Genomic DNA, 23580 nt, shown 5'->3' on the forward strand with positions numbered 1-23580 from the left:
GAGCGTAGGGCGGCGCCGCCTCGCGGCGGTGTCGCCGGAGGGCCTCAGCGAGGCGCGGCGGCCCCGACGAGGCCCGACACGAGGCGGGGCTGCTCGAGGCGGACGCTCGCCGAGCGCAGCGCCACGAGCAGGCGGATCGCCCACCACCCGGGGTCGAGCTCCCCGCGCCGGTGCGCGAGGCGGGCGGTCGTCGGCGCGGCGTGGTGGTTGTTGTGGAGGCCCTCGCCCCCGGTGAGCCAGGCGAGCCACTGGTTGTTGCCCGCCGTGTTGTCGTAGGTCCTCTTGCCGCGCACGTGGCCGATGGCGTTGATCGCGGCGTTCAGCATGAGGTAGGCGACAGCGTGCACGCCGGCCGCGAGCAGCCCGTAGGCCCAGCCGAGGCTCAGGCACAGGACGGCGATGCCGATGCCGAGGCCGAGGAAGGCGTGGTCGAACAGGAACCGGTCGAGGCGGTCGCGGGGCACGTCTCGCGCGTACAGGCCCACGGTCTCGCCGTCGCGCGCCGCGCGCCGGTAGAGGACGGGGTTGCCGAGCTGCACCTTCCAGAATCCGAGGAGCACCGGGGAGTGCGGGTCCCCCTCGACGTCGGTGAAGGCGTGGTGGCGGCGGTGCACGGCCGCCCACTCGCGCGGCTTGATCCCGGTCGTCACCCAGATGACGAAGCGGAAGGCGAACCTCGCCCACGGGGCGAGCCGCAGGGCGCGGTGCGCCACGGTGCGGTGCAGGTAGACGGTCGTGGCGAAGAGCGCGACCTCGCACACGGCGCAACCGACGAGGACGGCGAGGAGGGCCTCGGGCACGCGGGCACGTTAGCAGGTCGACATCCGAGCGGCCGCGGTCGGCGCCTGCGCCGCCCGCGTCCGGGCACCGGGGTCGCCGTGCGTTGTAGCCTGCGGCCAGCCGTGCGGCGAGGGAGGAGGCAGATGGTGACGAGCGACGCCCGGGAGCTGCCCGCCGGGCGGGCGACGCTCGGCGACACGGTCCGGCTCGTCCGGCGCTACGTGCTCCAGGAGACCGTCGGGCCGCTGCGCCACCTCGGGCGCCTGGTGGGCCTCGGCGTCGCCGGAGCGCTGCTCGTCGCCGTCGCCGCGCTCTTCGCCCTCGTTGGCGTGCTGCGCCTCCTCCAGGGAGAGACGGGTTCGGCGTTCGCCGGGAGCTGGTCCTTCGCTCCCTACCTCCTCACCGGCGTCGTCGGCAGCCTGCTCATCGGCCTCGCCGTCGCGGCGACGCTGCGGGGCGCGCGCCGCCACGGCGAGCGCTAGGGGCGGCACCTGCGGAGGGAGGGCGACTGGCGATGACATCGATCCTCGTGGCGCTGCTGCGACCGGGCGCGCCGCCGGACGGCCGCGTCACGCTCTCGGACATCGAGGCACAGCTCCGCTCGCTCGGGGGCAGCGCGCGCGGCGTCGTCACTCGTTCCAGGGCGAACGCGCTCGGTGCGGCGGCGAGCGCGGCGCTGCTCGTCGTGGCGGCGGCGTACCTGCTCGGCCGGCGCCGGGGTCGCCGGCGGGCCAGCGTGCTCGAGATCCGGCGGGTCTGAGGGCGTGCTCGGCCTCGTCGACAGCCTGGCCCGCCGGGCCGCGCGCCGCGGCCTGCGGCGCGCGCTCGCCGAGGGGAGCGCAGCCTGGCTCGCCGTCGCCGTCGCCGCCTGGATCGTCCGGCTCCTCAGCCGGCAGGACCGGCCGAAGGTGGTGCGGGCCGAGATCCGCCTCGGGGAGCGGCTCCTCGTCTCCCACGTCCCGCCGCCCCCCACCCGGCGCGAGCGCCGGCGCGCTCGACGCGACCTGGACACAGGCGCCGACGCCACGCCGTGAGCGCCGGTGCGTCGCCGGGGGTCGCCCGGGGGCCGCTCGCCGCGGGGGAGCGTGTCCTCCTCCTCGACCGGAAGGGCCGCACCTACCTCGTCAGGCTCACCGTCGGTGGCGCGTTCCAGTCGCACGCCGGCGTCGTCTCCCACGACGAGGTGATCGGGCGCGAGGAGGGGTGCGAGGTGACCGCCCGCCGGCGTGCCGAGGCGCGGGGCGGCGCGTCGGGTCGCTTCGTCGTGCTGCGCCCGACGCTCTCGGATGTGGTGGTGAAGATGCCGCGCGGCGCGCAGGTCATCTACCCGAAGGACCTCGGGGCGATCGTGGTCGCCGCTGACCTCTTCCCCGGGGTGCGCGTCCTCGAGGCCGGCGTGGGCTCGGGGGCGCTCTCCCTCGCGGCGCTGCGGGCGGGCTGCGAGGTCGTTGGCTACGAGGTGCGCCCCGACTTCGCGGCGCGTGCTCGGGCGAACGTCGCTGACGTGCTCGGCGACGCCCCCTACCGGGTCGAGGAGCGCGACGTCTACGAGGGGATCGAAGAGCGGGATCTCGACCGGGTGCTGCTCGACCTGCCCGAGCCGTGGCGCGTCGTGGGTCACGCAGCTGCGGCGCTGCGACCAGGCGGGATCCTCTGCGCCTACCTGCCGACCATCAACCAGACAGCGGCGCTGCGGCTCGAGCTCGCCCGCGCGCCCTTCGTGCGAGCCGAGACCATCGAGGTCCTGCACCGAAGCTGGCACGTCGAGGGGCGCTCCGTTCGACCGGACCACCGCATGGTGGCCCACACGGGCTTCATCACGACGGCACGCCGAGCTCTCGACGAGGCGCCCGGGGGCGCGGAGGGTCCCGGTGACCAGGCGGCGCCTGCCGAGCGATGGCCTACTGCTCGATGAAGATGCACTCGCCGGGGCACTCCTCGGCCGCCTCGCTCACCGCGTCCTCGAGGCCCTCGGGCACGACGACCATCCCCTGGGCACCGCCGGGGTCGTTCATCACCTTGTCGCCGTCCTTCACGTAGGCGAGGCCGTCCTCCTGGAGGGTGAACACGCTCGGGCAGATCTCCTCGCAGAGACCGTCCCCCGTGCACAGATCCTGGTCGATCCAGACCTTCATCGATGACTCCTTGAGAGGGCGATAGCTACACGCTATCGGCTCGCGGCACCCCCCGTGGCGATCCGGGCCCCGGCCCGCTGGCTGGCTCGCAGACGGGCGCGCGCTTCGCCCCGCGACCGGTGTAGGGTCCGCGTCGAGGGGACGCCGAGCATCGAGGAGGTGCTCCCGACGATGGACGAGGAGACGAGAGAGGAGCTCCAGCGCCGCGTCGAGGCAGCCGAGGCCGAGATCGCGGAGCTCCGCCACCGGCTGCACGAGGCGCCCCAGCGGGTCCGGGTGCTCGAGGAGCGGCTCCTCGAGGTGAACGGGCAGCTCGCCCAGGCGCTCTCCCAGAACGAGAAGCTCACCTTCACGCTGCAGCAGTCGAAGGAGAACATCGCCGCGCTGCGCGAGGAGGTCGACAAGCTCACCCAGCCGCCGAACGCGTACGGCACGTTCCTGCAGGCCAACGAGGACGACACCGTCGACGTCTTCGCCTCGGGCCGCAAGATGCGGGTGAACGTGCACCCGAGCATCGACGTGTCCCGCCTTCGGCGCGGGCAGGAGGTGGTGCTCAACGAGTCGTTCAACGTGGTCCTCGTGCGGGACCTCGATCGCTCCGGCGAGGTCGTGACGATCTCCGAGATCCTCGACGACGGGCGACGGGCGCTCGTCGTCGGCCGGGGCGACGAGGAGCGGGTGGCCCAGCTCGCCGAGGACCTGGTCGGCACGAAGCTGCGCGCGGGCGACAGCGTGCTCATGGACCCGCGCAGCGAGCTCCTGCTCGAGAAGCTGCCCCGTCCGGAGATCGAGGAGGTCATCCTCGAGGAGGTCCCCGACATCACCTACGCGGACATCGGCGGTCTCGACCGGCAGATCGAGGCGATCATGGACGCGGTCGAGCTCCCGTTCCTGCACCGGGACCTGTTCGCCGAGCACCACCTCCCGGCCCCGAAGGGCGTCCTGCTCTACGGTCCGCCGGGTTGCGGCAAGACGCTCATCGCCAAGGCGGTCGCGAACTCGCTCGCGAAGAAGGTCGCCGAACGCACCAACAACCGGAACGCCCGCAGCTACTTCCTCAACATCAAGGGACCGGAGCTGCTGAACAAGTACGTGGGCGAGACCGAGCGTCAGATCCGGCTCGTCTTCCAGCGTGCCCGAGAGAAGGCGGAGGAGGGCGTCCCGGTCATCGTCTTCTTCGACGAGATGGACTCGCTGTTCCGCACGCGCGGGACGGGGATCAGCTCGGACATCGAGTCGACGATCGTGCCGCAGCTCCTCGCGGAGATCGACGGCGTCGAGGCGCTGCGCGACGTCATCGTCATCGGGGCCTCCAACCGCGAGGACCTCATCGACCCCGCGATCTTGCGGCCGGGACGGCTCGACGTGAAGATCAAGATCGAGCGGCCCGACGAGGCCGCCGCGCAGCAGATCTTCGCCCGCTACCTCACGGCCGACCTGCCGCTCGACGCGTCGGAGGTGGCCTCCCTCGGCGGCGGGGACCCGGCCAAGGCGGTCCAGGTGATGATCGAGCGCACGGTCCAGGAGATGTACCGGGCCGACGACGCCAACCGCTTCCTCGAGGTCACGTACCAGAACGGGGACAAGGAGGTCCTCTACTTCAAGGACTTCGCATCCGGGGCGATGATCGAGAACATCGTCCGTCGTGCGAAGAAGCTGGCCATCAAGCGGACGCTCGCTGGCAACGGGCGGGGGATCCGCCTCGAGGACCTGCTCGAGTCGATCAAGCAGGAGTACAAGGAGAACGAGGACCTTCCGAACACCACGAACCCCGACGACTGGGCCAAGATCTCCGGCAAGAAGGGTGAGCGGATCGTCTACGTGCGGACGATCTTCGACCACGGCGACAACAAGCCGAGCGGCCGGGCGATCGAGCGTGTCGGCACGGGCCAGTACCTCTAGCCCGCTCGCCGGCGCGGGCGCGGACCGACGCGGGCGACCGGTCCGGTAGGGTCGGCGCCATGGCGGTCGCGAAGGTCTGCGGGACCGAGACGGAGTACGGCGTCCTCGTGAGCGGCCCAGCCGTCGCGAACCCGACCCTCGCCTCGTCGCTGCTCATCAACTCGTACGTCGCCGAGCGCGACGGTCGCGTGGGCTGGGACTTCGAGGACGAGAGCCCTGGCCGGGACGCGCGGGGCTTCGTGCGGGACGGCGCGCTCGCCCCCGAGGTCGAGACGCACCTCGTCAACACGGTCCTGACGAACGGCGCGCGCTACTACGTCGACCACGCGCACCCCGAGTACTCCTCGCCCGAGTGCTCGAACCCGCTCGAGCTCGTCGTCCACGACCGGGCGGGCGAGGTCGTCCTCGAGCGCTCGATGGCTGCCGCGAACCGCCTCCTGCCGGCGGGGGAGGAGATCGTCGTCTACAAGAACAACTCGGACGGCAAGGGCAACTCCTACGGGTGCCACGAGAACTACCTGATGGACCGCGCGACGCCGTTCAGCCGCATCGCCCGCGAGCTCACCGCCCACCTCGTCACGCGCCAGGTCTACACGGGGTCCGGCAAGGTCGGGTGCGAGCTGGAGCACGGGGCGCGCGACGTCTTCGAGATCAGCCAGCGCGCCGACTTCTTCGAGGAGGAGATCGGGCTCGAGACGACGCTCAAGCGGCCGATCATCAACACCCGCGACGAGCCGCACGCCGACGCCCAGGCCTACCGCCGCCTGCACGTCATCACCGGGGACGCGAACCTCGCCGAGGTCGCGACGCTCCTCAAGGTGGGGGTAACGGCGATCGTCCTGGTCCTCATCGAGGAGGGCGCGCTCGCCGGGCGCGAGCTCGTGCTCGCGTCCCCGGTGTCGGCGATGCGCGCCGTCTCGCACGACCTCACCCTGCGTGCCCCGATCGAGCTCGTCGACGGGACGCGACTGACCGCCCTCGAGCTCCAGTGGGAGCTCTACGATCGGGCGCGCAAGCACGCGGCTGAGCGAGGCCTCGAGGCCGTCGGCCCGGAGCAGGTCGTCGCGCTCGTGCTCGAGCGGTGGGAGTCGGTCCTCGCGAGCCTGGAGTGCGCCCCGTCCCTCGTCAAGCACCAGCTCGACTGGGTCGCGAAGTACGAGCTGATCGATGCCTACTGCGCCCGCCACGGCTGCGGCCTCGGGGACGCGCGGGTGCGCGCCCTCGACCTGCAGTACCACGACCTGCGCCCGGCCCGCTCGCTGCAGCGCCGGCTGTCGATGGAGCGCCTCGTCGCCGAGGAGGACGTGCTGGCGGCCGTGAGCGACCCGCCGCGCACGACCCGGGCGTACTTCCGGGGCGAGTGCCTGAAGCGCTTCGCCTCGTCGATCGTGGCGGCGAACTGGGACTCGCTCGTGTTCGACCTGGGCGAGGACCCCCTGCGGCGGGTGCCGATGATGGAGCCGCTGCGGGGGACCGAGTCCCACGTCGCTACGCTCCTTAGGGAGTCGAAGAGCCCTGCCGAGCTGCTCCGGCGGCTCGGCGGGTAGGGGGTAGCGATGGCAGAACGGGAGCAGAAGCGACGCCCGACGAGGGATCGCTCGACACCCGAGGTCGAGGCGCCGACCCCGCAGGCGTCCGAGCGCGGGGAGAAGCTGAAGGCCGAGATCGACGAGCTGCTCGACGAGATCGACGAGGTCCTCGAGGACAACGCCGAGGAGTTCGTCCGCAACTACGTCCAGAAGGGCGGCGAGTAGGTCGGGGCACCGGTCGGGGAACTAGGGTTCCCCGACGATGAGCCTCTACATCTTCCCGCCGGGCGACGACCCCGGCCCGAGCTTCGTCGACCTGATCCGTCGCGTCCAGGGTGTCGAGGGCGTCCCCGGGGCGCCCGAGGCCTTCGGTGGGCGCCTGCTCGGGGACGTGCGCCACGGGACGACGATCGTGGCGTTGCGCTACGCCGACGGCGTGGTCGTCGCCGGCGACCGGCGCGCGACCGAGGGCCCGAGCATCGCCCATCGGGCCATCGAGAAGGTCTTCCCTGCAGACCGCTACTCCGCGGTGGCGATCGCCGGCGCCGCGGGGCCGGCCCTCGAGATGGTCCGCCTCTTCCAGACGCAGCTCGAGCACTACGAGAAGGTCGAGGGCTCCGCCCTCAGCCTGGAGGGCAAGGCGAACCAGCTCGCGCAGCTCGTGCGGGCGCACCTGCCGATGGCGATGCAGGGGCTCGCCGTCGTGCCGCTGTTCGCGGGATGGGACACGCGCCGTCGACAGGGCCGGATCTTCACCTACGACGTCACCGGCGGCCGCTACGAGGAGGCGGACTACCACGCGACCGGCTCGGGGGGCCGGGACGCGAAGACGACCGTGAAGCTCGGCTTTCGCGAGGGTCTGAGCAGGGACGAGGGCGTCGAGCTCGCGGTCGAGGCCCTCTTCCAGGCCGCCGACGAGGACGCGGCGACCGGCGGTCCGGACCCGGTGCGAGGCATCTACCCGATCGTCGCCGTCGTGGATGCCGACGGGTTCCAGGCCGTCGGCGACGAGGAGGTGGCGGCTCGCTTCGCTGCGGTGCTCGCGCGCCGTCCGGCGGTCGAGGGAGGTGACCGGCCATGACGATGCCCTACTACGTCGCGCCCGAGCAGGTCATGAAGGACCGCGCGGAGTATGCCCAGAAGGGCATCGCCCGAGGCCGTGCCCTCGTCGCGACCTCGTACGCGGGTGGCATCCTCATCGTCGCCGAGAACCCGTCGCGCACCTTGCACAAGATCAGCGAGATCTACGACCGCGTCGCGTTCGCCGGCGTCGGCAAGTACAACGAGTTCGACCAGCTGCGCGTCGCGGGCATCCGGCACGCGGACACGAAGGGCTACGCCTACTCGCGCGAGGACGTCGACGCCCGCTCCCTCGCGAACCTCTACGCCCAGTACCTCGGCCAGGTCTTCACGCACGAGATGAAGCCGCTCGAGGTCGAGATCCTCGTCGCCGAGCTCGCCCTGTCAGGCGAGCACCGGCTCTACCACATCGCGTACGACGGCACGGTCGTCGACGAGGAGCGCTTCACCGTGCTCGGCGGCGACGCCGACGTCATCGCGGCGCGCTTCGCCGAGCGCTACGTCGAGGGGTGGTCGCTCGAGGAGGCGGTGCGTGCCTGTCGGGAGTGCCTGGCGGGGCCGGATCGCACGCTCGGTCCCGGCGACCTCGAGGTCGGTGTTCTGAGCGCCGAGAACGGCCGGCGGGCGTTCCGCCGCCTCGAGGGGGAGACGCTCAGCGCCCTCCTCGCCGCCTGAGACGGCGCCAGCGCTTCCCGCGTGACCGGGACCGCCGCCGGGTCGGCCCGCGCCCGCCGAAGGCGGCGTCCACCGCGTCCGCGAGGAGGATCTGGCGTGCGAGGTCGGCGTCGTCCTGGCGGACGAGGACGTCCACCTCGCCGGGGAGCGGGTAGGGTCCCTCGGCGAGGCCGCGCAGCTCCACCGCGATCCCCTCGGCCGACAGACGTGCCGCGATGACGCGCCCCTGGAAGGACCCGGCCGCGGTGGTGACGCGCACGAGGGGGGCTCGTTCCATGGCGGGAGGATACTGCGGCCCGAGCGGCCCGCCGCGCCCGGACCGACACTAGGTTGGCCTCGTGGAGCGTCGGATCTTCGGCCTCGAGAACGAGTACGGCGTGACGTGCACGCTGCGCGGCCAGCGCCGGCTCTCGCCGGACGAGGTCGCCCGGTACCTCTTCCGGCGGGTGGTCTCCTGGGGACGCTCCTCGAACGTGTTCCTCGAGAACGGCGCCCGGCTCTACCTCGACGTCGGGAGCCACCCGGAGTACGCGACGCCCGAGTGCGACTCGATCGACGAGCTCGTCGCGCACGACAAGGCCGGCGAGCGGATCCTCGAGGGCCTCGTCGTGTCGGCCGAGGCGCGCCTGCGCGACGAGGGGATCCGCGGCGTCGTCTACCTGTTCAAGAACAACACCGACTCGGCGGGCAACTCCTACGGCTGCCACGAGAACTACCTGACCAGCCGCCGCGACGACTTCGCCCACTACGCCGAGGTGCTCATCCCGTTCCTCGTGTCCCGCCAGATCTACGCCGGCGCTGGCAAGGTGCTCCAGACCGCCCGGGGGGCGATGTACTGCATCAGCCAGCGCGCCGAGCACATCTGGGAGGGGGTGTCGTCGGCGACGACGCGCAGCAGGCCGATCATCAACACCCGCGACGAGCCGCACGCGGACGCCGAGCGTTACCGCCGGCTCCACGTCATCGTCGGGGACTCGAACATGAGCGAGTACGCCACCTTCTTGAAGGTGGGTGCCACGAGCATCCTGCTGCGCATGCTGGAGGACCCTGCGGTCGTGCTCAGGGACATGACCTTGGAGAACCCGATCCGGGCGATCAGGGAGATAAGCCACGACACCACCCTGCGCCGGCGGGTCCGCCTGGCCAACGGCAGGGAGGCCAGCGCCTTGGAGATCCAGTCCGAGTACTACGAGAGGGCGAGGCGCTACCAGGAGACCAAGGGGCTGTCCCCGCTCGAGGACCGGGCGTTGGACATGTGGGAGCACTGCCTGTCGGGGCTGGCCAAGGACCCTTGGTCGCTGGACCGCGAGTGCGACTGGGTGATCAAGCACCAACTGATCGAGCGCTACCGCGCCCGCCACCAGATGGCGCTCACCCATCCCAAGGTGGCGCTCATCGACCTGCAGTACCACGACGTGAGCCGCCAGCGGGGCCTCTTCTACAAGCTGCAGCGCGAGAACCTCGTCGACCGCACGTGCACCGACGAGGCGATCGAGACGGCGATGGACGAGCCTCCCCAGACGACGAGGGCGAAGCTGCGGGGAGAGTTCATCCGCCGGGCGAAGGAACGCCGGCGGGACTTCACCGTCGACTGGGTGCACCTCAAGCTCAACGACCAGGCGCAGCGCACGGTGCTCTGCAAGGATCCCTTCAAGTACCGCGACGAACGGGTCGAGAAGCTCATCGCCTCCCTGTAGGCCAGTGGACCGTCTCGAACGACTGGTGAACCTGGTGGCGGCGCTGATCGACACCCCCCGGCCGCTGACCAGGCGGGAGATCGCCGAACGCACCCCGGGCTACTCGGATGACCCGGCTGCGGCCCGCAGGAACTTCGAGCGGGACAAGGAGCTGCTTCGCCAGATGGGCTTCCCCGTGGTGGTGGAGGCGCCCAGCGGCGACCACTCGGAGGAGGTCGGCTACCGGATCCCCCGGGAGCAGTACGAGCTGCCCGACCCGGGGCTCGACGAGCGGGAGCTCGAAGCCCTCCGCCTGGCGGCGTCGGCGGTGCAGCTGGACTCCGAGTGGGGCGGCGACGCGGCCGTGGCCGCCCTCAGGAAGCTCGGGGGGGCTGTGGGTGCGGGCGAGCCGGGGGTGGCCGCCGCCCTGCCCGGCGACGAGCGGGCGGCGGTGGCGCTGGCCGCGGTGGGGGAGCGGCGCAGGGTCCGGTTCGTCTATCGCGGCGAGGAGCGCACCGTCGACCCCTGGCGCGTCTCTTTCCACCGGGGCCACTGGTACCTCGCCGGATTCGACCACGACCGCGCTGCCGAGCGGCTCTACCGCTTGGACCGGGTGGACGGCGAGCTTCGCCCGGACGGGCCGGGGGGCGCCTTCGAGCGCCCTCCGGCTGCCAAGGCCCGGCCCCCCATGCCGTGGCAGCTCGGCGACGGCGAGCCGGTCACGGCCGTACTGCTGGTAGACGCTGTCCAGGCCCGCTGGGCCCGCCAGGAGCTCGGCGACGCAGCGGAGGAGGAGGTCCGTCCCGACGGCTCGACCGTCTTTCGGGTCGAGGTGACCAACCGCGACGCCTTCCGCAGCTTCGTGCTGGGCTTCCTCGAGCACGCCGAGGTGCTCGGACCGCCCGACCTGCGCGCCGAGCTGGTCGCCTGGCTGGAGTCAGTGGCGTGAGCCGCCCTCCTGCCGACGCCCGGCTCGGGCGTCTCCTGGCGATCGTGCCGTGGATCGCCGCCCGCGACGGCCCGACGGTGGAGGAGGTGTGCAGACGTTTCAGAGTCGACGAGGACGAGCTGGTCGCCGACCTGAACTTGCTGTTCCTCTGCGGGGTGCACCCTTTCACCCCCGACGTCCTGGTAGACGTCACCTTCTCCGACGGCCGGGTGTGGATCGGGATGGCGGACTGGTTCCGCCGGCCGTTGCGCCTCACCCCCCAGGAGGCGCTGGCTCTCGTCAGCGCCGGCCACGCCTTCCTGTCCCTCCCCGGTGCCGACGCCTCCGGGGCCCTCGCCACCGCCTTGGAGAAGCTCGAGACGGTGCTCGGCATCGGGCCCGGTGAGGGCATCGACGTCGAGCTGGCCGGCGCGCCCCCCGCCGTCCTCGACGCCCTCCGCGAAGCGTGCCGGGATCGGCGCAAGGTACGGATCGGGTACTACTCCTACGGGCGCGACGGCCACAGCGAGCGGGTGGTGCAACCCTGGCAGGTGTTCAACGCCGGCGGTCAGTGGTACCTCTCGGCCTGGTGCGAGGAGGCCCGCGGCGAGCGGACCTTCCGCGTCGACCGCATCACCTCCCACGAGGTCACCTCGGACGGCTTCGACCCTCCGGCGCGCCCCGGCGGTACACCCGCCGCCTACAAGCCGGGTGAGGAAGACCCCGTGTGGGTGGTGGACCTCGACCCTCCGGCCTTCTGGGTGGCCGAGAGCTACCCGCACGACAGCGTCGAGGCGGCGCCCGGAGGTGGGCTCCGGGTGACCTTCAGATCGGGCGAGCCGGCCTGGGTGGAGCGCATCCTGCTGCGGGCGGGCCGCCACGCCCGGGTGGTGCAGGGCGACCCTTCCCTGGCCTCCGGGGCGGCCCGCAGGATCCTCGCGCGCTACCGGGTCCGCTGAGAGAACGGGGCCTTTGCCGCCCGGTGGGTGACGGCCGGGTGGCGCAGCGGACGGGTAGGGTACCCCGTCGTGTTCGAGCAGGGAGGACCGGCGGGAGCCCGTACCAGCCCTGCCAGCGGGGAGGGGGCACCGGCCCCCCGGCACGCCAGGAGAAGGGGCCCGGACCGGCGGGCTGTCCTCGAGTGGGTGGCGATCCTCGCCGCCGCGGTGCTGGCGGCGTTCCTGCTGCGCACCTACGTCGTCCAGCCCTACTACATACCGTCGGCGTCGATGTACCCGACCCTCAAGGTCGGCGACAAGGTGCTGGTCAACAAGCTCGCCTACGACTTCCACCCGGTTCACCGCGGCGACGTGATCGTGTTCCGGAAGCCGCCCGGCGAGTACAGCGCCAACATCACCGACCTGATCAAGCGGGTGATCGGCCTGCCCGGCGAGACGATCTCGGCTCACGGCGGCTCCGTGTACATAAACGGCCGGAAGCTCGCCGAGCCCTGGCTGCCACGCGGCGTGACGACCGGCGCCTTCGGACCGGTCCACATACCCAAAGGCGACTATTTCGTGATGGGGGACAACCGGGGAGACTCCGAGGATTCGCGCGCCATCGGCCCCATCTCCGGCAAGCTCATCGTCGGGCGGGCTTTCCTCATCGTCTGGCCACCGAGCCAGATAGGCACCCTCTAGGCGCGGGCAACAGCGGCCCTCGAGATGGCGGCCACCATCCGCTCCACATGGTCGCTGTAGACGGCGTCGACGCCGAAACCCAGCAGGCGGTCCAGCACCTCGGCGGTCTGGCCGTCCCACGCGAACGCCAGCACCCCCGCCGAACGCGCCTCCCTGACCAGATCGGCGTCCCACTGCGAGGCGTGCAGGTTGAGGGCGTCTATGCCGGCGGCCGCCAGTGCCGACACCCGGGCGGAGAGCCCTTCCTTCATCCAGTGCAGGTTGGACGACTCGACCAGGTGCACCTCGGGGGCGGCCCGCCGCCATGCGGCCATCGGCCGCCAGTCGTGGTAGCAAAGCCACAAGCGCCCGGCGGCGCCGTGGCGACGGGCCGTGTCGAGCACTGCCGGCAGCGCCGCGGCGTCCTTCACGTCGAGGGAAAGCTCGAACCCGGCGCCGCAGCGCTCGTAGAGCTCGGCGAGGGATGGGATGTGCGCCGGCAGCGAAGAGCGCTCCTGGGCGGAGATAGCCCGGTGGCGCCACGGCGGACCGGTCACCCCGTCGTGGTCGAGGACCACCACCCCGTCGGCGGTCAGCCAGGCGTCGCTCTCCAACCCGGAGGCGCCGAGCTCGAGAGCACGGGTGAAAGCGTCGATGGTGTTTTCCCGCCGCTCGGCGCGCGCCCCCCGGTGGGCGAAGCCGATGGGGAGCCTCGGGGGGATGGGCGTTGTCGTGTTTTTCCGCATTGTCTCCTGCTGTCGGGAGCGGGTCGCTCAAGGCCCGGAGCCGGCCGCCCGATGCACCATAATGTGAGCCGTACCCGCCGGAAGAGCACCGCCGCGATCGTGCGGGCCACCTGCCCCACCTGCGGCGACGTCGAGCTCGGGGTGGAGGACGTGCAGGTGCAGACCTGCGTGACCACCGCCCAGTCGACCTACTCGTTCCGTTGCCCCTTCTGCAGCTTCATCGTCAACAAGCAGGCCAGCGAGTCTGTGGTCGCCTCGCTCACCTCGGCGGGTTCGGCGCTGGTCGCCTGGACCTTGCCGGCCGAGCTGGCGGAGCCCAAGAGCGGACCGAGGATCACCCACGACGACATCCTCGAGTTCCACCTGGCGTTGGAGAGCGGCGGCTGGCGCTCCGAGTTGGACGCCCTCGCCGCGAGGGGCTAGAACCGCTTCCGTGCACCTTTCCGCCGCGTGGCTCGCGCCCCTGGGCGTCGGAGCGGCCGGCGCGGCGGCCCTCGCGGTCGCTGCGGCCAGGCTGCGCTCGGAGGTCGCCGCGCTGCAGAGATCGATGCGGCCCCTGCGGTTCAAGGAGCCGTCCCGCAAGTAGACTCGCGTGCGTGCTGGATCTGAGCCCCGAGAAGCTGTTCGTTCTCGGTGTGCTGGCGATGCTCGTCCTCGGGCCAGAGAGGCTTCCTTCCGCTGCCCGCACCCTCGGCCGGTGGCTGGGGCAGCTCAGGTCGATGTCCTCGTCTTTCCAGGAGGAGGTCCGCCAGGCTCTTCACGAACCGGAGGCGGCGATCAGCCAGGCGGTGGCCGAGCTGCGCCCCGCACAGATCCGCCGCAACGTCCGCCAAGCGGTCACGTCGACCCTCGCCCCGCCGGCGGCCCCTTCTGCGCCTGCAGCGCCGGAAGCCTCGGTCGTGCCGCTGGCGGCTCCCGGCGGGCCCACAGCGGGTCCTGGGATCCCCGCCGGGCCGGCCGGCCATCCTGACGACCCCGCTTTGAACTGAAGGCCCGGTGGCCCTTTTAGAAGACCCGATCGCCGGCGGAGGGGAAGCGTCCGGGCAGGCCGACGCGACGGCTCCCGAGCCGGGGACGATGACCCTCTACGAGCACCTCGCCGAGCTTCGCCGGCGCCTGGTGGTGGCGATCCTCGCCGTCGGGGTCGCCGCGGTGGTCGTGTGGTTCCTCTACAACTCGATCGTCCACTTCATGCTCCAGCCCTACCACGACTTCCTGGTCAGCCACCGGGCGAAGAACATCACCAACGGCCAGCTGGTCATAACCGGGCCGCTCGAGGGGTTCACGACCCGGCTCAAGGTCTCCGTCTACGGGGGAGCGGCGCTGGCGTCGCCGGTCGTGCTGTGGGAGCTGTGGAGGTTCATAACCCCGGCGCTCTACAAGAACGAGAAGCGCTACGTGCTGCCCTTCTTCGCCGCGGGCATGGTCCTCTTCGCCGGCGGGGTGGCCACCGCCGTGCTCGTGTTCCCAAAGGCGATCGACTGGCTGATCAGCGTCAGCGGCACCGGGATCGTCCCCCTCTTCTCCCCGTCCAGGTACTTCACCTTGTACATGGCCATGTGCCTGGTCTTCGGAGCGGTGTTCATGTACCCGCTGGTGCTGGTGTTCCTCGAGCTCGTCGAGGTGGTCCCCAGCTCCACTTGGAGGCGCTGGAGGCGCCCGGCGATCGTGGTGATCTGCATCGTGGCGGCGGTGATCACCCCTAGCAGCGACCCGTTCTCGTTCCTGGCGATGGCGGTGCCGATGCTGGTGCTCTACGAGGCGAGCATCGTGGTGGGCCGGCTGCTCAAGAAGTGAGCCGGGCCAGCTTCGTCGCCGGGCTCGGCTTCGACCTCGACGACTTCCAGGTCCGCGCCCTCGACGCCCTCGACGCCGGCGGCAGCGTAGTCGTGGCCGCGCCGACCGGGTCGGGGAAGACGGTCGTCGCCCAGTACGCCGTCGAGCGCGCCCTGCAGGCAGGGGGCAAGGCCTTCTACACCACGCCGTTGAAGGCCCTGTCCAACCAGAAGTACTCGGAGCTGGTCGCCCGTCACGGAGGCGCCTCTGTCGGCCTGCTCACCGGGGACAACTCGCTCAACCCGGGAGCCCCCGTGGTGGTCATGACCACCGAGGTCCTGCGCAACATGATCTACGCCTCCTCGGACGCCCTCGACCGCCTGCGCTACGTGATCCTCGACGAGGTCCACTACCTGCAGAACGCCTACCGGGGGCCGGTGTGGGAGGAGGTGATCATCCACGCCCCGCCGGGCGTGGACCTGGTCTGCCTGTCGGCTACGGTGTCCAACGCCGAGGAGCTCGCCGACTGGATAGCGACGGTGCGCGGCGCCACCGAGGCGGTGATCGAGGACCGCCGCCCCGTGGTGCTGCACGACTTGTACCTGCTCGGCGACAAGACCAGCGACGGCCTGCTCCTGTTGCCCACCCTGCTCGACGGCCGTCCCAACCCCGAGGCGGCGGCGCTCGACTCCAAGACGCTCCGCCACCCCGGGATGCGGGGCCGGCCCCGTGGACGGCTGTTCAGCCCCCGCCGGGTGGAGGTGGTCGACCTGCTCCACGAGCGGGCGATGCTGCCCGCCATCTACTTCATCTTCTCGCGCGCCGGCTGCGACGACGCCGTTGCGCAGTGCCTTCGCGAAGGCGGTCGCCTCACCACCGCCGAGGAGCGTCGCGAGACCCGGGCGATCGCCGAGCGCCACGTCGAGGCGCTGAGCGACGACGACCTGCGGGTCCTCGACTACCCGGCGTGGCTCGCCGGCCTGGAGGCGGGCTACGCCGCCCACCACGCCGGCCTGGTGCCGCCGTTCAAGGAGGCCGTCGAAGAGTGCTTCGCCGCCGGGTTGGTCAAGGTCGTCTTCGCCACCGAAACCCTCTCCCTGGGCATCAACATGCCGGCCCGGACAGTGGTGATCGAGAAGCTCACCAAGTACAGCGGCGAGCGTCACGAGTTCCTCACCCCGGGGGAGTACACCCAGCTGACGGGACGGGCGGGTCGGCGGGGGATCGACGACGTGGGCTACGCAGTGGTCCTGTGGTCGCCGTTCGTCCCTTTCGACCAGGTGGCGGCCCTGGCCGGCACCCGCACCTACGCCCTGACCAGCAGCTTCCGCCCCACCTACAACATGGCGGCCAACCTGGTGCGCCGCTACCCCCCCGACGTCGCCCACCACCTTCTCAACCTGTCCTTCGCCCAGTACCGGGCTGACAGCGACGTCGTGCGCCTCGAGACGCAGCTGCAACGCTCGACCGAGGCGCTCGCCGAGGCGCGCTCGGCGGCCCGCTGCGAGCTCGGCGACGTCGAGGAGTACCGCCGACTCGTCCGATCCGGGGAGCAGACCGCCCCGCGGGGCGCGTCGGCCGCCGCGCAGGTGTCCGCCGCGCTCGAGCGGATCCGCCCCGGAGACGTGCTGGCGCTGCCGGGGGCCCCCCGCTCGGGCAGGGTCGCCGTGCTGTCCACCGCCCGTCGGCGCGGAGGAGAGGTTCGCCTGCGGGGGGTGACCGCGGACCAGAAGCTGGTCTCGTTGAGCAGCCGGGACTTCGCCGCGCCGCCCGTGGCGTTGGCCCGGCTCGAGCTGCCCGCCCCCTACACGCCGAACAGCGAGTCCTTCCAGCGGCGAGTCGCCCGCTCCTTGCAGTCCGCCCGGCCCGGCAGCCCCCCGCCGGCGGCCGTCCCCGTCGGGACGCCTGGACCGGAGGGGACGTCCCTCACCGGACCGGACGACGCCGGCTCCGGCGGCGAGCATCCGGTGGCCTCCTGCCCCGACGCCAGGGCTCACCTGCGCGCCGCCGAGCGCGCAGAACGCCTCGCCCGCGACGTGGAGAGGCTCGAAAGGAGGGTCAAAGGCCGCCTCGAGTCGCTGGCCCGCCAGTTCGACCGGGTGCTGCGCGTGCTCGAAGCGTGGGGGTACGTGGACGGGTGGCGCCTGACCGAGGCCGGCGAGCGCCTCGCCCGTCTCTACCACGAGGCAGACCTTCTCGTCGCCGAGTCGCTCTCCCAAGGGTTCCTCGACGGGCTGAGCCCGCCGGAGATGGCAGCGGCGGTGTCGTTCTTCACCTTCGAGAGCCGCAGTCCCTCCCAACCCTCACCGTGGTTCCCGACGCCGCGAGTCAGGCGGCGCTGGTCTCAGGTTTCGCAGTTGGCAGCCGAGCTGAACGCCGCCGAGGACGACGCCGGGCTGCCTTTCACCCGTCCCCCGGACCCGGGCTTCGCCGGCCTGGCGTTCGCCTGGGCGTCGGGGGAGGAGCTGGCCGAGGTCATATCCGACGAGGAGATCTCCGGGGGAGACTTCGTCCGCAACGTGAAGCAGCTGGTGGACCTGCTGCGCCAGCTCGGCGACACCGCCCCCGAGCCGGCCACCGCGGGGGCTGCCCGCTCGGCCGCCGAAGCCCTGATGCGCGGCGTGGTGGCCGCGTCGTCGGCGCCGCCGGTTTGAACATCCCCCGTTCGCGCCGCGCCGCCCCGTAGTGTGTCCCCCGCCATGGGGAGTCCGGACACCGGCGTGTACGCCGTCGAGGAATGGACCGGCGAGGAGGCCGACGTCCTCCGCCGCTACTTCACCAATCTGAACGGCCCCGTCTTCGCCTTGGTCAACCTCCCAGAAGTGGTCAAAGGCGCTCTTTTCGCCCGCTACTCCCGTTCCAGCAAGAGCCTGCGCCGTCTGTTCCTCGACGAGTTCGTCGGGGATCTCGACATCAGCGGCGACGCCGGCGTCGACGCGACGGTGGGCTTGGCGAGAGCCGAGCAGCTCTACGACAAGGTCTTCTTCGAGTACGGCGACGATTCGGTCGCCCAGCTGGGCGGCGTCCACCTGGCGTGCGAGCAGGCATCGAACGTGCTCACCAAGGTGCTCGAGCGAGGCCGGCTCATGAGCTACATGGAGAAGTCGACCCGCTACGTCGCCTACGACACCCGCCTCCCCAACGGCCGCTACCGCTACTACCGCGACCCGGCGATCCTCGACTCGCCGCTCGGCGCCCGCTACGTGGGCGACATGGACCGCCTCTTCGACGCCTACCGGGACATGCTGCCGGTGGTCCAGGCTCTTTTCGCCGCCCGCCATCCGAAGCAGCCCGGCGACTCGGACTTCGCCTGGCGCCAGTCGGTGCGGGCGAAGGCCTTCGACACCCTGCGCGGCCTTCTCCCCGCAGCGGCGACGTCCAACCTGGGCATCTACGCCTCCGGCCAGGCTTACGAGGCGCTCCTGATCCGCATGAGGGCCCATCCTCTGCCCGAGGCGCGGCTCTACGCCCGCCTGATCCTCGACGAGCTGCGCAAGGTGATCCCCTCATGGGTCAAGCGCGTGGACGTCCCGGACCGAGGCGGGGCGCACACCGAGTACATCGAGTCCACCTCGGACTCGATGCGTCGGCTCGCCGGCGAGATGTTCGGCCCGCCCGAGACCGCCTCGCCCTCGCCGGCGGGCGAGCCGCAGGTGACGCTCGTCGACTGGGACCCCGCCGGCGAAGAGAAGATCGTGGCCGCGATGCTCTACCCCTACACCCACCTGCCCGAGTCGGCCCTCTTGGAGCGGGTCGCCCGGATGGGCACGGAGGACCGCCTCGACGTGATGCGGCGCTACGCCGGCGAGCGCGCCAACCGCCGCCACCGCCCCGGGCGGGCGCTGGAGCGCTGCTCCTACCGCTTCGACGTGGTGTCCGACTACGGGGCGTTCCGGGATCTGCAGAGGCACAGGCTGCTGACCGTCGAATGGCAGGACCTCACTCCTGCCCACGGCTACACGATGCCCGACGACCTGGGAGAGGCAGGCCTCGAGCCGGCCTACGCGGCAGCGATGGAGCGCTCCGCCAGCCTGTGGGAAGCCCTGTCGTGCTCCGGCTTCAGCCCTTCACAGGCCGCCTACGCCGTCGCCCTCGCCTACCGGATCCGGTATGTGATGCAGATGAACGCCCGCGAGGCGATGCACGTCGTCGAGCTTCGGACCACCCCGCAAGGCCATCCCGAGTACCGCCGGGTCTGCCAGCAGATGTGGCGCCTGATCGCCGGGCAGGCCGGGCATCGGGCGCTCGCCGCCATGATGAGCCACGCCGACCTCGACGACGACGCCGGGGAGGGCCTCGGCCGCCTCGAGGGGGAGCGGCGCGCCGAGACGCGCCGCACCGCTCGCAGCCTCCCGTAACAGTTGAGGTTGACGTTGAAAAAGGGGTTGCTGAGGTTGTTGTTGAGGTTGTAGCCTTTCGCCGAGTCGGGCGGAGGGATAGGACTCCTTGTTCTGCCATGCCCAGACAACCGCTGATGCCACGCCCCATCAGGCTCGCAGCCCTGAGCCTGCTCGTCGCGGTGCTGGCGGCCGCGGGCGTAGCCGACTATGGCACGGGCGGGGGCTACGTGGTGCAGCCCGGCGACTCGCTGTGGGCGATCGCCACCGAGCACGGCACCACCGTCGACGAGCTCGCCGCGGTCAACCACCTCGACCCCGCCGCCATCCTGCCCGTGGGGATCGTGCTCACCATCCCCGGGACCGGGGTCACCCCGCAGGCAGCGGCCCCGCCGACGGGATCGTCGTCCTGCAACGGCCTGTCCCCCGGGGGCGGTCCGACGGGGGTGCTGCCCTCCCTCCTGGCAGAGTCCCCGCAGCGCCTCTCCCTTCGCCCCTACTTCGAGGAATGGGCGTCCCACTACGGCGTGCCGGCGGCCATGGTCGAGGCCGTCGCCTGGCAGGAGTCGGGCTGGCAGCAGGGGATCGTCTCGGCCACCGGTGCCGTCGGGGTCGGCCAGATCGAGCCCGGTACGGCGTCGTTCATCTCCAACGTCCTCATCGGAGAGCCGCTCGACCCCTCCTCGGTCTCGGACAACATCCGCATGTCTGCCGCCTTCCTCGCCTACCTGTACCGCCTGGAGGGAGGCAGCGTCTGCGCGACGCTCGCCGCCTACTACGAGGGTCCGCTCAACCTGGCAGAGCGGGGCATGTTCGCGGACACCCAGGAGTACGTGGCCGACGTGGAGGCTCTGATCCCGCGCTTCGAGTGACGATGTTCTCCTCGTTGGGCCTTGACGGCGGCTTTTCTCTCGGCCACTCTAGGGACCGCAATCAGTGCCCCAGCCGGTGCACCGGCCGTGTGGGCGATGGTCAGGGTGGTCCGAGGGGAACCAAGTAGACAACGGCGCGCGTCGTCGCCCAACGGGCGACACCAGCGACCGGCACCAAAGGTTCCCCGCCACCCTGGCCGCGCAGCTCCTGGGTGGGAATAGCAGGCGCCGGCGCTTCGTTGAGCGAGGTCCGGGTAGCGACTTCGCGGTCTAGTATCCCGCGCCGATCACACCGGGCGGCGAGCCTTGGTCGGCAGAGCCACTTTTTTTCCCAACCCTGCAAGGACCCCCATGATGCCCAAGGACGACCTCGACGAGGACCTGCTCGACGAGAACGACGAGATGCCCGAAGACCTCGACGAGGAGGACCTCGGGGACCTCGACGACGAGGACGCCGTCCTCGAGGACCTCGAAGACGACGACGGCGACGACCTAGACCTCGAAGCCGACGAGGCGGAGGACGAGGAGGAGGACGTGGCCGCCGTCGCTTTGAAGGCCCGCGACGAGGAGGACGAAGAGGACGAGGACGAGGACGAGGACTCCGACGATGTGGAGGCCAGCCTCGACGTCATCTTGAAGGAGCGTCTCGTCGTGATGGAGGAGGACGAGGACGACGAGGACGACGAGGACGTCGTCGACACCGACGACCGCAGCGAGAGCCCCCTCCGCGTCCTTCCCAAGCAGCCCGGCGAGTTCGTCTGCCAGTCCTGCTTCCTCGTCAAGCACCCCAGCCAGCTGGCCGACCCCGCCGCGCAGCTCTGCCGAGACTGCGTGTAGGAACCCACCGAAAGCGAGGACCCTCACCGTGCCCCAACCGCGTTCGCCTCTCGATGCGGCGCTCGACCTGTTCGTCTACATGCCCGTCGGGCTCGCCGTCACCGCGGCCGAGGAGATCCCCAAGCTCGCCGCAAAAGGGCGCAGCCGGGTGGACACCCAGCTCAAGATGGCGCGGGTGGTGGGGGAGTTCGCGGTTTCCAGCGCCCGCCAGCAGCTCGAACGCCGTTTGACGGCTCCGCCCTCGCCCCGCCCGGCCGCCTCGTCGCCGCCGGCCCCGGCTCCCGCCGATGCCACCCCTTCCGCGCCGTCCCCGGGCCCCGCCGGTCAGTCGGTGTCGCCCAACGGGTCGCCGGCGCCCGCACGCCCAGCGCCGAGCGCGTCCTCCCTTGCCATCCCGGGCTACGACTCGCTGTCGGCCTCCCAGGTCGTCCAGCGCCTGGCCGGCCTCTCCGCCGAGGAGCTGGCCGCTGTGGCCGCCTACGAGCGGGCGCACCGGGCGCGAAGGACGATCCTCACCAGGGCCGCCCAGCTGCAGGGAACGGCCTGAGCGCCGGCGGGGCCCAACGGTGGAGAGCGCCCGGCCCGCCGCCCGGTCCGACGTCGAGCACCTGGTCCAACTCTGGCGCCAAGCGCTGACCGAGCTCGACGGCCACCGCGGCGGCGCCCTGCTGGCCGGCGGGCTCGCCCGGCCCGACCTGCGAAGCTGGCTGTCCGGCGCGCTGGCCGACCCCGAGCGCGCCCTGGTGGTCGGACTGATCGAAGGCACCCCGGTCGGGCTGGCCTCGGCTTTCGCCGAGCGCTCCGGCGGGGGCGGACTGGGTGTAGTCGACCTGATCTACGTCGATCCCGCCGCCCGCCAGGTGGGTGTCGGCGAGGCGATGCTCTCCCAGGTCCTCTCGTGGTGCGAACGCCTCGGCCTCGCAGGCCTGGACGCCCCCGCACTTCCTGGCAGTCGTTCTGCCAAATCATTCTTCGAGGACAACGGCTTCCAGGCGCGGCTGCTGGTCATGCACCGCCCGGTCCGCCCCCGAGGAGACGGCCTTTGACCTCGCCTGCTGTGTGCGTGGGAGCCGTGGCGACCTTCGACGCGCAGATCCTCATGGTGAGACGCGGCCACGGCCCGGCGGCGGGGGCGTGGTCGGTGCCGGGCGGGCGGGTGGAGCTGGGGGAGACGCTCGCCGAGGCGGTCGTGCGCGAGCTTCGGGAGGAGACGGGCCTGGCGGGGGTCTGCGAGGGTCTCGTGGGCTGGGTGGAGCGCATAGGGGCCGACGGGCACTACGTGATCTTCGACTTCGCCGTCACCATCGTCGACGACGCCGAACCCGTCGCCGGGGACGACGCCGCCGAGGCGCGCTGGGTTCCCCTGGCCGAGCTGTGCGACCTAGAGCTGGCGGACGGGCTGGCCGAGTTCCTCCACGACCACGGGATCCTGGAGGCGTTCAGCTAGCCCTGCCCGGCGCCCGCCGGCGGGCGGCGAGCGGCGGGGGAGGGGGAGGCAGGGAGACGCCGAGAAGCTGCGCCAAGGCTGGGATCGCCCCGGAGTAGCGGTGAGCCTCCCTCTTCAGCTCGGCGGGGGCCTCGGCGGGCAGGCCGGAGGGGACCACCGAGCTGCGCACCGGCGAGGCCGCAGCCGCTTCGAGCAGCTCCAGCCACTGTCGCGGGCCCGTCGACGCTGACATGGCGGTCCCGGCGGCCGCGGCGAGGCGGGAGGCGAGGTCCGCCTCCAGCCGGCTGGCCGGCTCCGGCGGGTTCGAGGAAAGGCGGAGAGCGCGCGCCACCCTTCCGTTGTCGAGATGGGCGGCGATGTCGGCGGCCCACGCCTGGCGCATCTTGGCGAGCCTGGCCTCGAGCCCCTCGCGGAGGGTCGCCGCCAGGGCGCGGGTCGGCTCGTCTCGGGCCAAGTCCGAGGCGGCGACCAGCGAGCGAAGGTCGCGGAGGGGCACGGCGTCGAGGTCGGCGGCGGCCGCCTCGGCCCTGTCACGCCACTCGGCTGCGCGCAGGCGGGGGAGCAGTCCCTCGGCCATGGCGATCAGCTCGTCGGCGCGCGGCGCGGGGCGTCCCTCGGCGAGGGCCTTCTCCCTCTCCAGGTGCAGCGCCGTCCGCACGGCGGGGATCCCGCCCCTCACCAGCTGCTCTGCCACGGGGCGCTGCTCGGGTGGCAACGACTCGAGGAACTCCTTGCGGTGTGCAGAGCCGGGGTTGAACCGCTTCGCCCGGCCGTGGCGGTCCCGCTCGGCCTGGCGGGGAGCATCCCGGCTTGGCTCGGCCTTGTGCGGCGGTCCTTCCTGGCGGGGCTCGGCCTCTCTGCGAGCGAGGCGGTGTCTGTCGCGATCAGCCCCCGACGTCCGGCGCGCTCCTCCCGGGCGGCGTGCTGTGCCGGCGAGCGACGGTTGCTCCGCTCCTGGTTCGCCGGGCGCGCCCGGGGCGGCCGGTTGGCCGGCGGCCCGGTCGGGGCGGCGCTCGCCGGGGTGCCCGCGGCGATCGTCGCGGTCGCGGCGCCGCTCGCCGGGGCGACGGGGCCCGGCGCGTCCAGCGAGCTGCGTCGTAACCCCGGGAGTGTCCCCGCGGCGCGGGCCGACGACCTCGATGCGCTGGGGCTCGGGCCGCTTGTCGGTCCTCGGCGCGGCGACCGAGACGATCGCGATCCCTTCGAGCTCGAAGTCCGCCTCCGCCCTCAAGACGTCGCCG

Annotated in this window: 28 protein-coding genes; 23 read left to right on the forward strand and 5 right to left on the reverse strand. The window is 71.9% G+C overall.

All coding sequences use genetic code 11. From position 1 onward, the window contains the following. Positions 1–44 precede the first annotated feature (44 nt). On the reverse strand, positions 45–800 hold the full coding sequence (locus tag VKV23_06645; protein ID HLI15711.1) for a fatty acid desaturase: 756 nt from the start codon (positions 798–800) through the stop codon (positions 45–47). A gap of 123 nt (positions 801–923) precedes the next feature. Between VKV23_06645 and VKV23_06650 the strand changes: the two genes are divergently transcribed. The 4 genes from VKV23_06650 to VKV23_06665 are packed head-to-tail and all read left to right on the forward strand — an operon-like array spanning position 924 to position 2695. Then, positions 924–1262 carry a hypothetical protein gene (locus tag VKV23_06650; GenBank protein ID HLI15712.1) on the forward strand — a complete coding sequence of 113 codons (339 nt, stop codon included), beginning with the start codon at positions 924–926 and terminating at the stop codon, positions 1260–1262. 32 nt (positions 1263–1294) lie between these two features. After that, positions 1295–1540, forward strand: coding sequence for a hypothetical protein (locus VKV23_06655; protein ID HLI15713.1), 246 nt, complete (start codon positions 1295–1297; stop codon positions 1538–1540). A gap of 4 nt (positions 1541–1544) precedes the next feature. Beyond that, on the forward strand, positions 1545–1814 hold the full coding sequence (locus VKV23_06660) for a hypothetical protein (protein ID HLI15714.1): 270 nt from the start codon (positions 1545–1547) through the stop codon (positions 1812–1814). Continuing rightward, positions 1811–2695, forward strand: coding sequence for a tRNA (adenine-N1)-methyltransferase (locus tag VKV23_06665; protein ID HLI15715.1), 885 nt, complete (start codon positions 1811–1813; stop codon positions 2693–2695). Before VKV23_06660 ends, VKV23_06665 begins: the two co-directional genes overlap by 4 nt. Here the strand turns inward: VKV23_06665 and VKV23_06670 are convergent. Further along, a complete protein-coding gene (locus VKV23_06670; GenBank protein ID HLI15716.1) occupies positions 2682–2915 on the reverse strand; it encodes a ferredoxin in 234 nt (77 codons plus the stop codon). The genes VKV23_06665 and VKV23_06670 overlap by 14 nt on opposite strands. Before the next feature lie 159 nt (positions 2916–3074). Between VKV23_06670 and arc the strand changes: the two genes are divergently transcribed. The 5 genes from arc to prcA are packed head-to-tail and all read left to right on the forward strand — an operon-like array spanning position 3075 to position 8101. Beyond that, the gene (gene arc / locus VKV23_06675; GenBank protein ID HLI15717.1) at positions 3075–4817 is read left to right on the forward strand and encodes a proteasome ATPase; all 1743 of its coding nucleotides are present in this window, start codon (positions 3075–3077) and stop codon (positions 4815–4817) included. A 59-nt stretch (positions 4818–4876) separates the two neighbouring features. Continuing rightward, a complete protein-coding gene (dop, locus tag VKV23_06680) occupies positions 4877–6364 on the forward strand; it encodes a depupylase/deamidase Dop (GenBank protein ID HLI15718.1) in 1488 nt (495 codons plus the stop codon). Positions 6365–6373: 9 nt separating this feature from the next. Then, entirely contained in the window at positions 6374–6571 is a 198-nt protein-coding gene (locus tag VKV23_06685; GenBank protein HLI15719.1) for a ubiquitin-like protein Pup, read from the forward strand. Positions 6572–6608: 37 nt separating this feature from the next. Further along, complete coding sequence (gene prcB / locus VKV23_06690) at positions 6609–7427, forward strand: proteasome subunit beta (GenBank protein ID HLI15720.1); 819 nt, start codon at positions 6609–6611, stop codon at positions 7425–7427. Further along, positions 7424–8101, forward strand: a complete 678-nt coding sequence (gene prcA, locus VKV23_06695) for a proteasome subunit alpha (GenBank protein ID HLI15721.1) — start codon at positions 7424–7426, stop codon at positions 8099–8101. The genes prcB and prcA overlap by 4 nt, the downstream gene beginning before the upstream one ends. Here the strand turns inward: prcA and VKV23_06700 are convergent. Then, positions 8079–8378, reverse strand: coding sequence for a hypothetical protein (locus VKV23_06700; protein ID HLI15722.1), 300 nt, complete (start codon positions 8376–8378; stop codon positions 8079–8081). The two genes, prcA and VKV23_06700, sit on opposite strands and share 23 nt — an antisense overlap. Before the next feature lie 61 nt (positions 8379–8439). Here VKV23_06700 and pafA point away from each other — a divergent pair, with 61 nt between their 5' ends. The 4 genes from pafA to lepB all read left to right on the forward strand — a co-directional run bounded on the left by pafA (position 8440) and on the right by lepB (position 12345). Beyond that, a complete protein-coding gene (gene pafA, locus VKV23_06705) occupies positions 8440–9798 on the forward strand; it encodes a Pup--protein ligase (protein ID HLI15723.1) in 1359 nt (452 codons plus the stop codon). A gap of 4 nt (positions 9799–9802) precedes the next feature. Continuing rightward, a complete protein-coding gene (locus VKV23_06710; GenBank protein HLI15724.1) occupies positions 9803–10726 on the forward strand; it encodes a WYL domain-containing protein in 924 nt (307 codons plus the stop codon). Next, on the forward strand, positions 10723–11664 hold the full coding sequence (locus VKV23_06715; protein ID HLI15725.1) for a WYL domain-containing protein: 942 nt from the start codon (positions 10723–10725) through the stop codon (positions 11662–11664). Before VKV23_06710 ends, VKV23_06715 begins: the two co-directional genes overlap by 4 nt. 186 nt (positions 11665–11850) lie before the next feature. After that, a complete protein-coding gene (lepB, locus tag VKV23_06720; protein HLI15726.1) occupies positions 11851–12345 on the forward strand; it encodes a signal peptidase I in 495 nt (164 codons plus the stop codon). On the opposite strand, the gene VKV23_06725 is transcribed toward lepB, so the two are convergent. After that, the gene (locus VKV23_06725) at positions 12342–13070 is read right to left on the reverse strand and encodes a glycerophosphodiester phosphodiesterase (GenBank protein HLI15727.1); all 729 of its coding nucleotides are present in this window, start codon (positions 13068–13070) and stop codon (positions 12342–12344) included. The two genes, lepB and VKV23_06725, sit on opposite strands and share 4 nt — an antisense overlap. A gap of 51 nt (positions 13071–13121) precedes the next feature. Between VKV23_06725 and VKV23_06730 the strand changes: the two genes are divergently transcribed. The 10 genes from VKV23_06730 to VKV23_06775 all read left to right on the forward strand — a co-directional run bounded on the left by VKV23_06730 (position 13122) and on the right by VKV23_06775 (position 22339). Next, positions 13122–13493, forward strand: a complete 372-nt coding sequence (locus VKV23_06730) for a hypothetical protein (GenBank protein HLI15728.1) — start codon at positions 13122–13124, stop codon at positions 13491–13493. Positions 13494–13666: 173 nt separating this feature from the next. Continuing rightward, on the forward strand, positions 13667–14059 hold the full coding sequence (locus tag VKV23_06735; protein ID HLI15729.1) for a twin-arginine translocase TatA/TatE family subunit: 393 nt from the start codon (positions 13667–13669) through the stop codon (positions 14057–14059). 88 nt (positions 14060–14147) lie between these two features. Beyond that, entirely contained in the window at positions 14148–14867 is a 720-nt protein-coding gene (gene tatC / locus VKV23_06740) for a twin-arginine translocase subunit TatC (protein ID HLI15730.1), read from the forward strand. Continuing rightward, positions 14864–17500 (forward strand): DEAD/DEAH box helicase, encoded by a 2637-nt coding sequence (locus VKV23_06745; GenBank protein HLI15731.1) that lies wholly within the window; start codon positions 14864–14866, stop codon positions 17498–17500. Before tatC ends, VKV23_06745 begins: the two co-directional genes overlap by 4 nt. A gap of 45 nt (positions 17501–17545) precedes the next feature. After that, the gene (locus tag VKV23_06750; GenBank protein HLI15732.1) at positions 17546–19204 is read left to right on the forward strand and encodes an FAD-dependent thymidylate synthase; all 1659 of its coding nucleotides are present in this window, start codon (positions 17546–17548) and stop codon (positions 19202–19204) included. 116 nt (positions 19205–19320) lie between these two features. Further along, on the forward strand, positions 19321–20055 hold the full coding sequence (locus VKV23_06755; GenBank protein ID HLI15733.1) for a transglycosylase SLT domain-containing protein: 735 nt from the start codon (positions 19321–19323) through the stop codon (positions 20053–20055). 354 nt (positions 20056–20409) lie between these two features. Then, positions 20410–20892: a DUF4193 family protein gene (locus tag VKV23_06760; GenBank protein HLI15734.1), complete on the forward strand. Its 483-nt coding sequence runs from the start codon at positions 20410–20412 to the stop codon at positions 20890–20892. A 28-nt stretch (positions 20893–20920) separates the two neighbouring features. Continuing rightward, positions 20921–21439 carry a hypothetical protein gene (locus tag VKV23_06765; GenBank protein ID HLI15735.1) on the forward strand — a complete coding sequence of 173 codons (519 nt, stop codon included), beginning with the start codon at positions 20921–20923 and terminating at the stop codon, positions 21437–21439. Between the two features lie 19 nt (positions 21440–21458). Then, positions 21459–21938 carry a GNAT family N-acetyltransferase gene (locus VKV23_06770; GenBank protein HLI15736.1) on the forward strand — a complete coding sequence of 160 codons (480 nt, stop codon included), beginning with the start codon at positions 21459–21461 and terminating at the stop codon, positions 21936–21938. Between the two features lie 17 nt (positions 21939–21955). Continuing rightward, a complete protein-coding gene (locus tag VKV23_06775) occupies positions 21956–22339 on the forward strand; it encodes an NUDIX domain-containing protein (GenBank protein ID HLI15737.1) in 384 nt (127 codons plus the stop codon). Here the strand turns inward: VKV23_06775 and VKV23_06780 are convergent. After that, on the reverse strand, positions 22332–23033 hold the full coding sequence (locus VKV23_06780) for a hypothetical protein (protein HLI15738.1): 702 nt from the start codon (positions 23031–23033) through the stop codon (positions 22332–22334). The two genes, VKV23_06775 and VKV23_06780, sit on opposite strands and share 8 nt — an antisense overlap. Positions 23034–23580 lie beyond the last annotated feature (547 nt).

The sequence above is a fragment of the Acidimicrobiales bacterium genome (assembly GCA_035294085.1).
Taxonomy (GTDB): domain Bacteria; phylum Actinomycetota; class Acidimicrobiia; order Acidimicrobiales; family Bog-793; genus DATGLP01.

Coding starts and splice junctions, on each gene's coding strand:
- VKV23_06650 (HLI15712.1), top strand. CDS start 924: ATGGTGACGAGCGACGCCCGGGAGCTGCCCGCCGGGCGGGCGACGCTC.
- VKV23_06655 (HLI15713.1), top strand. CDS start 1,295: ATGACATCGATCCTCGTGGCGCTGCTGCGACCGGGCGCGCCGCCGGAC.
- VKV23_06670 (HLI15716.1), bottom strand. CDS start 2,915: ATGAAGGTCTGGATCGACCAGGATCTGTGCACGGGGGACGGTCTCTGC.
- dop (HLI15718.1), top strand. CDS start 4,877: ATGGCGGTCGCGAAGGTCTGCGGGACCGAGACGGAGTACGGCGTCCTC.
- VKV23_06685 (HLI15719.1), top strand. CDS start 6,374: ATGGCAGAACGGGAGCAGAAGCGACGCCCGACGAGGGATCGCTCGACA.
- prcB (HLI15720.1), top strand. CDS start 6,609: ATGAGCCTCTACATCTTCCCGCCGGGCGACGACCCCGGCCCGAGCTTC.
- prcA (HLI15721.1), top strand. CDS start 7,424: ATGACGATGCCCTACTACGTCGCGCCCGAGCAGGTCATGAAGGACCGC.
- VKV23_06700 (HLI15722.1), bottom strand. CDS start 8,378: ATGGAACGAGCCCCCCTCGTGCGCGTCACCACCGCGGCCGGGTCCTTC.
- VKV23_06725 (HLI15727.1), bottom strand. CDS start 13,070: ATGCGGAAAAACACGACAACGCCCATCCCCCCGAGGCTCCCCATCGGC.
- VKV23_06730 (HLI15728.1), top strand. CDS start 13,122: ATGCACCATAATGTGAGCCGTACCCGCCGGAAGAGCACCGCCGCGATC.
- tatC (HLI15730.1), top strand. CDS start 14,148: ATGACCCTCTACGAGCACCTCGCCGAGCTTCGCCGGCGCCTGGTGGTG.
- VKV23_06750 (HLI15732.1), top strand. CDS start 17,546: ATGGGGAGTCCGGACACCGGCGTGTACGCCGTCGAGGAATGGACCGGC.
- VKV23_06755 (HLI15733.1), top strand. CDS start 19,321: ATGCCACGCCCCATCAGGCTCGCAGCCCTGAGCCTGCTCGTCGCGGTG.
- VKV23_06760 (HLI15734.1), top strand. CDS start 20,410: ATGCCCAAGGACGACCTCGACGAGGACCTGCTCGACGAGAACGACGAG.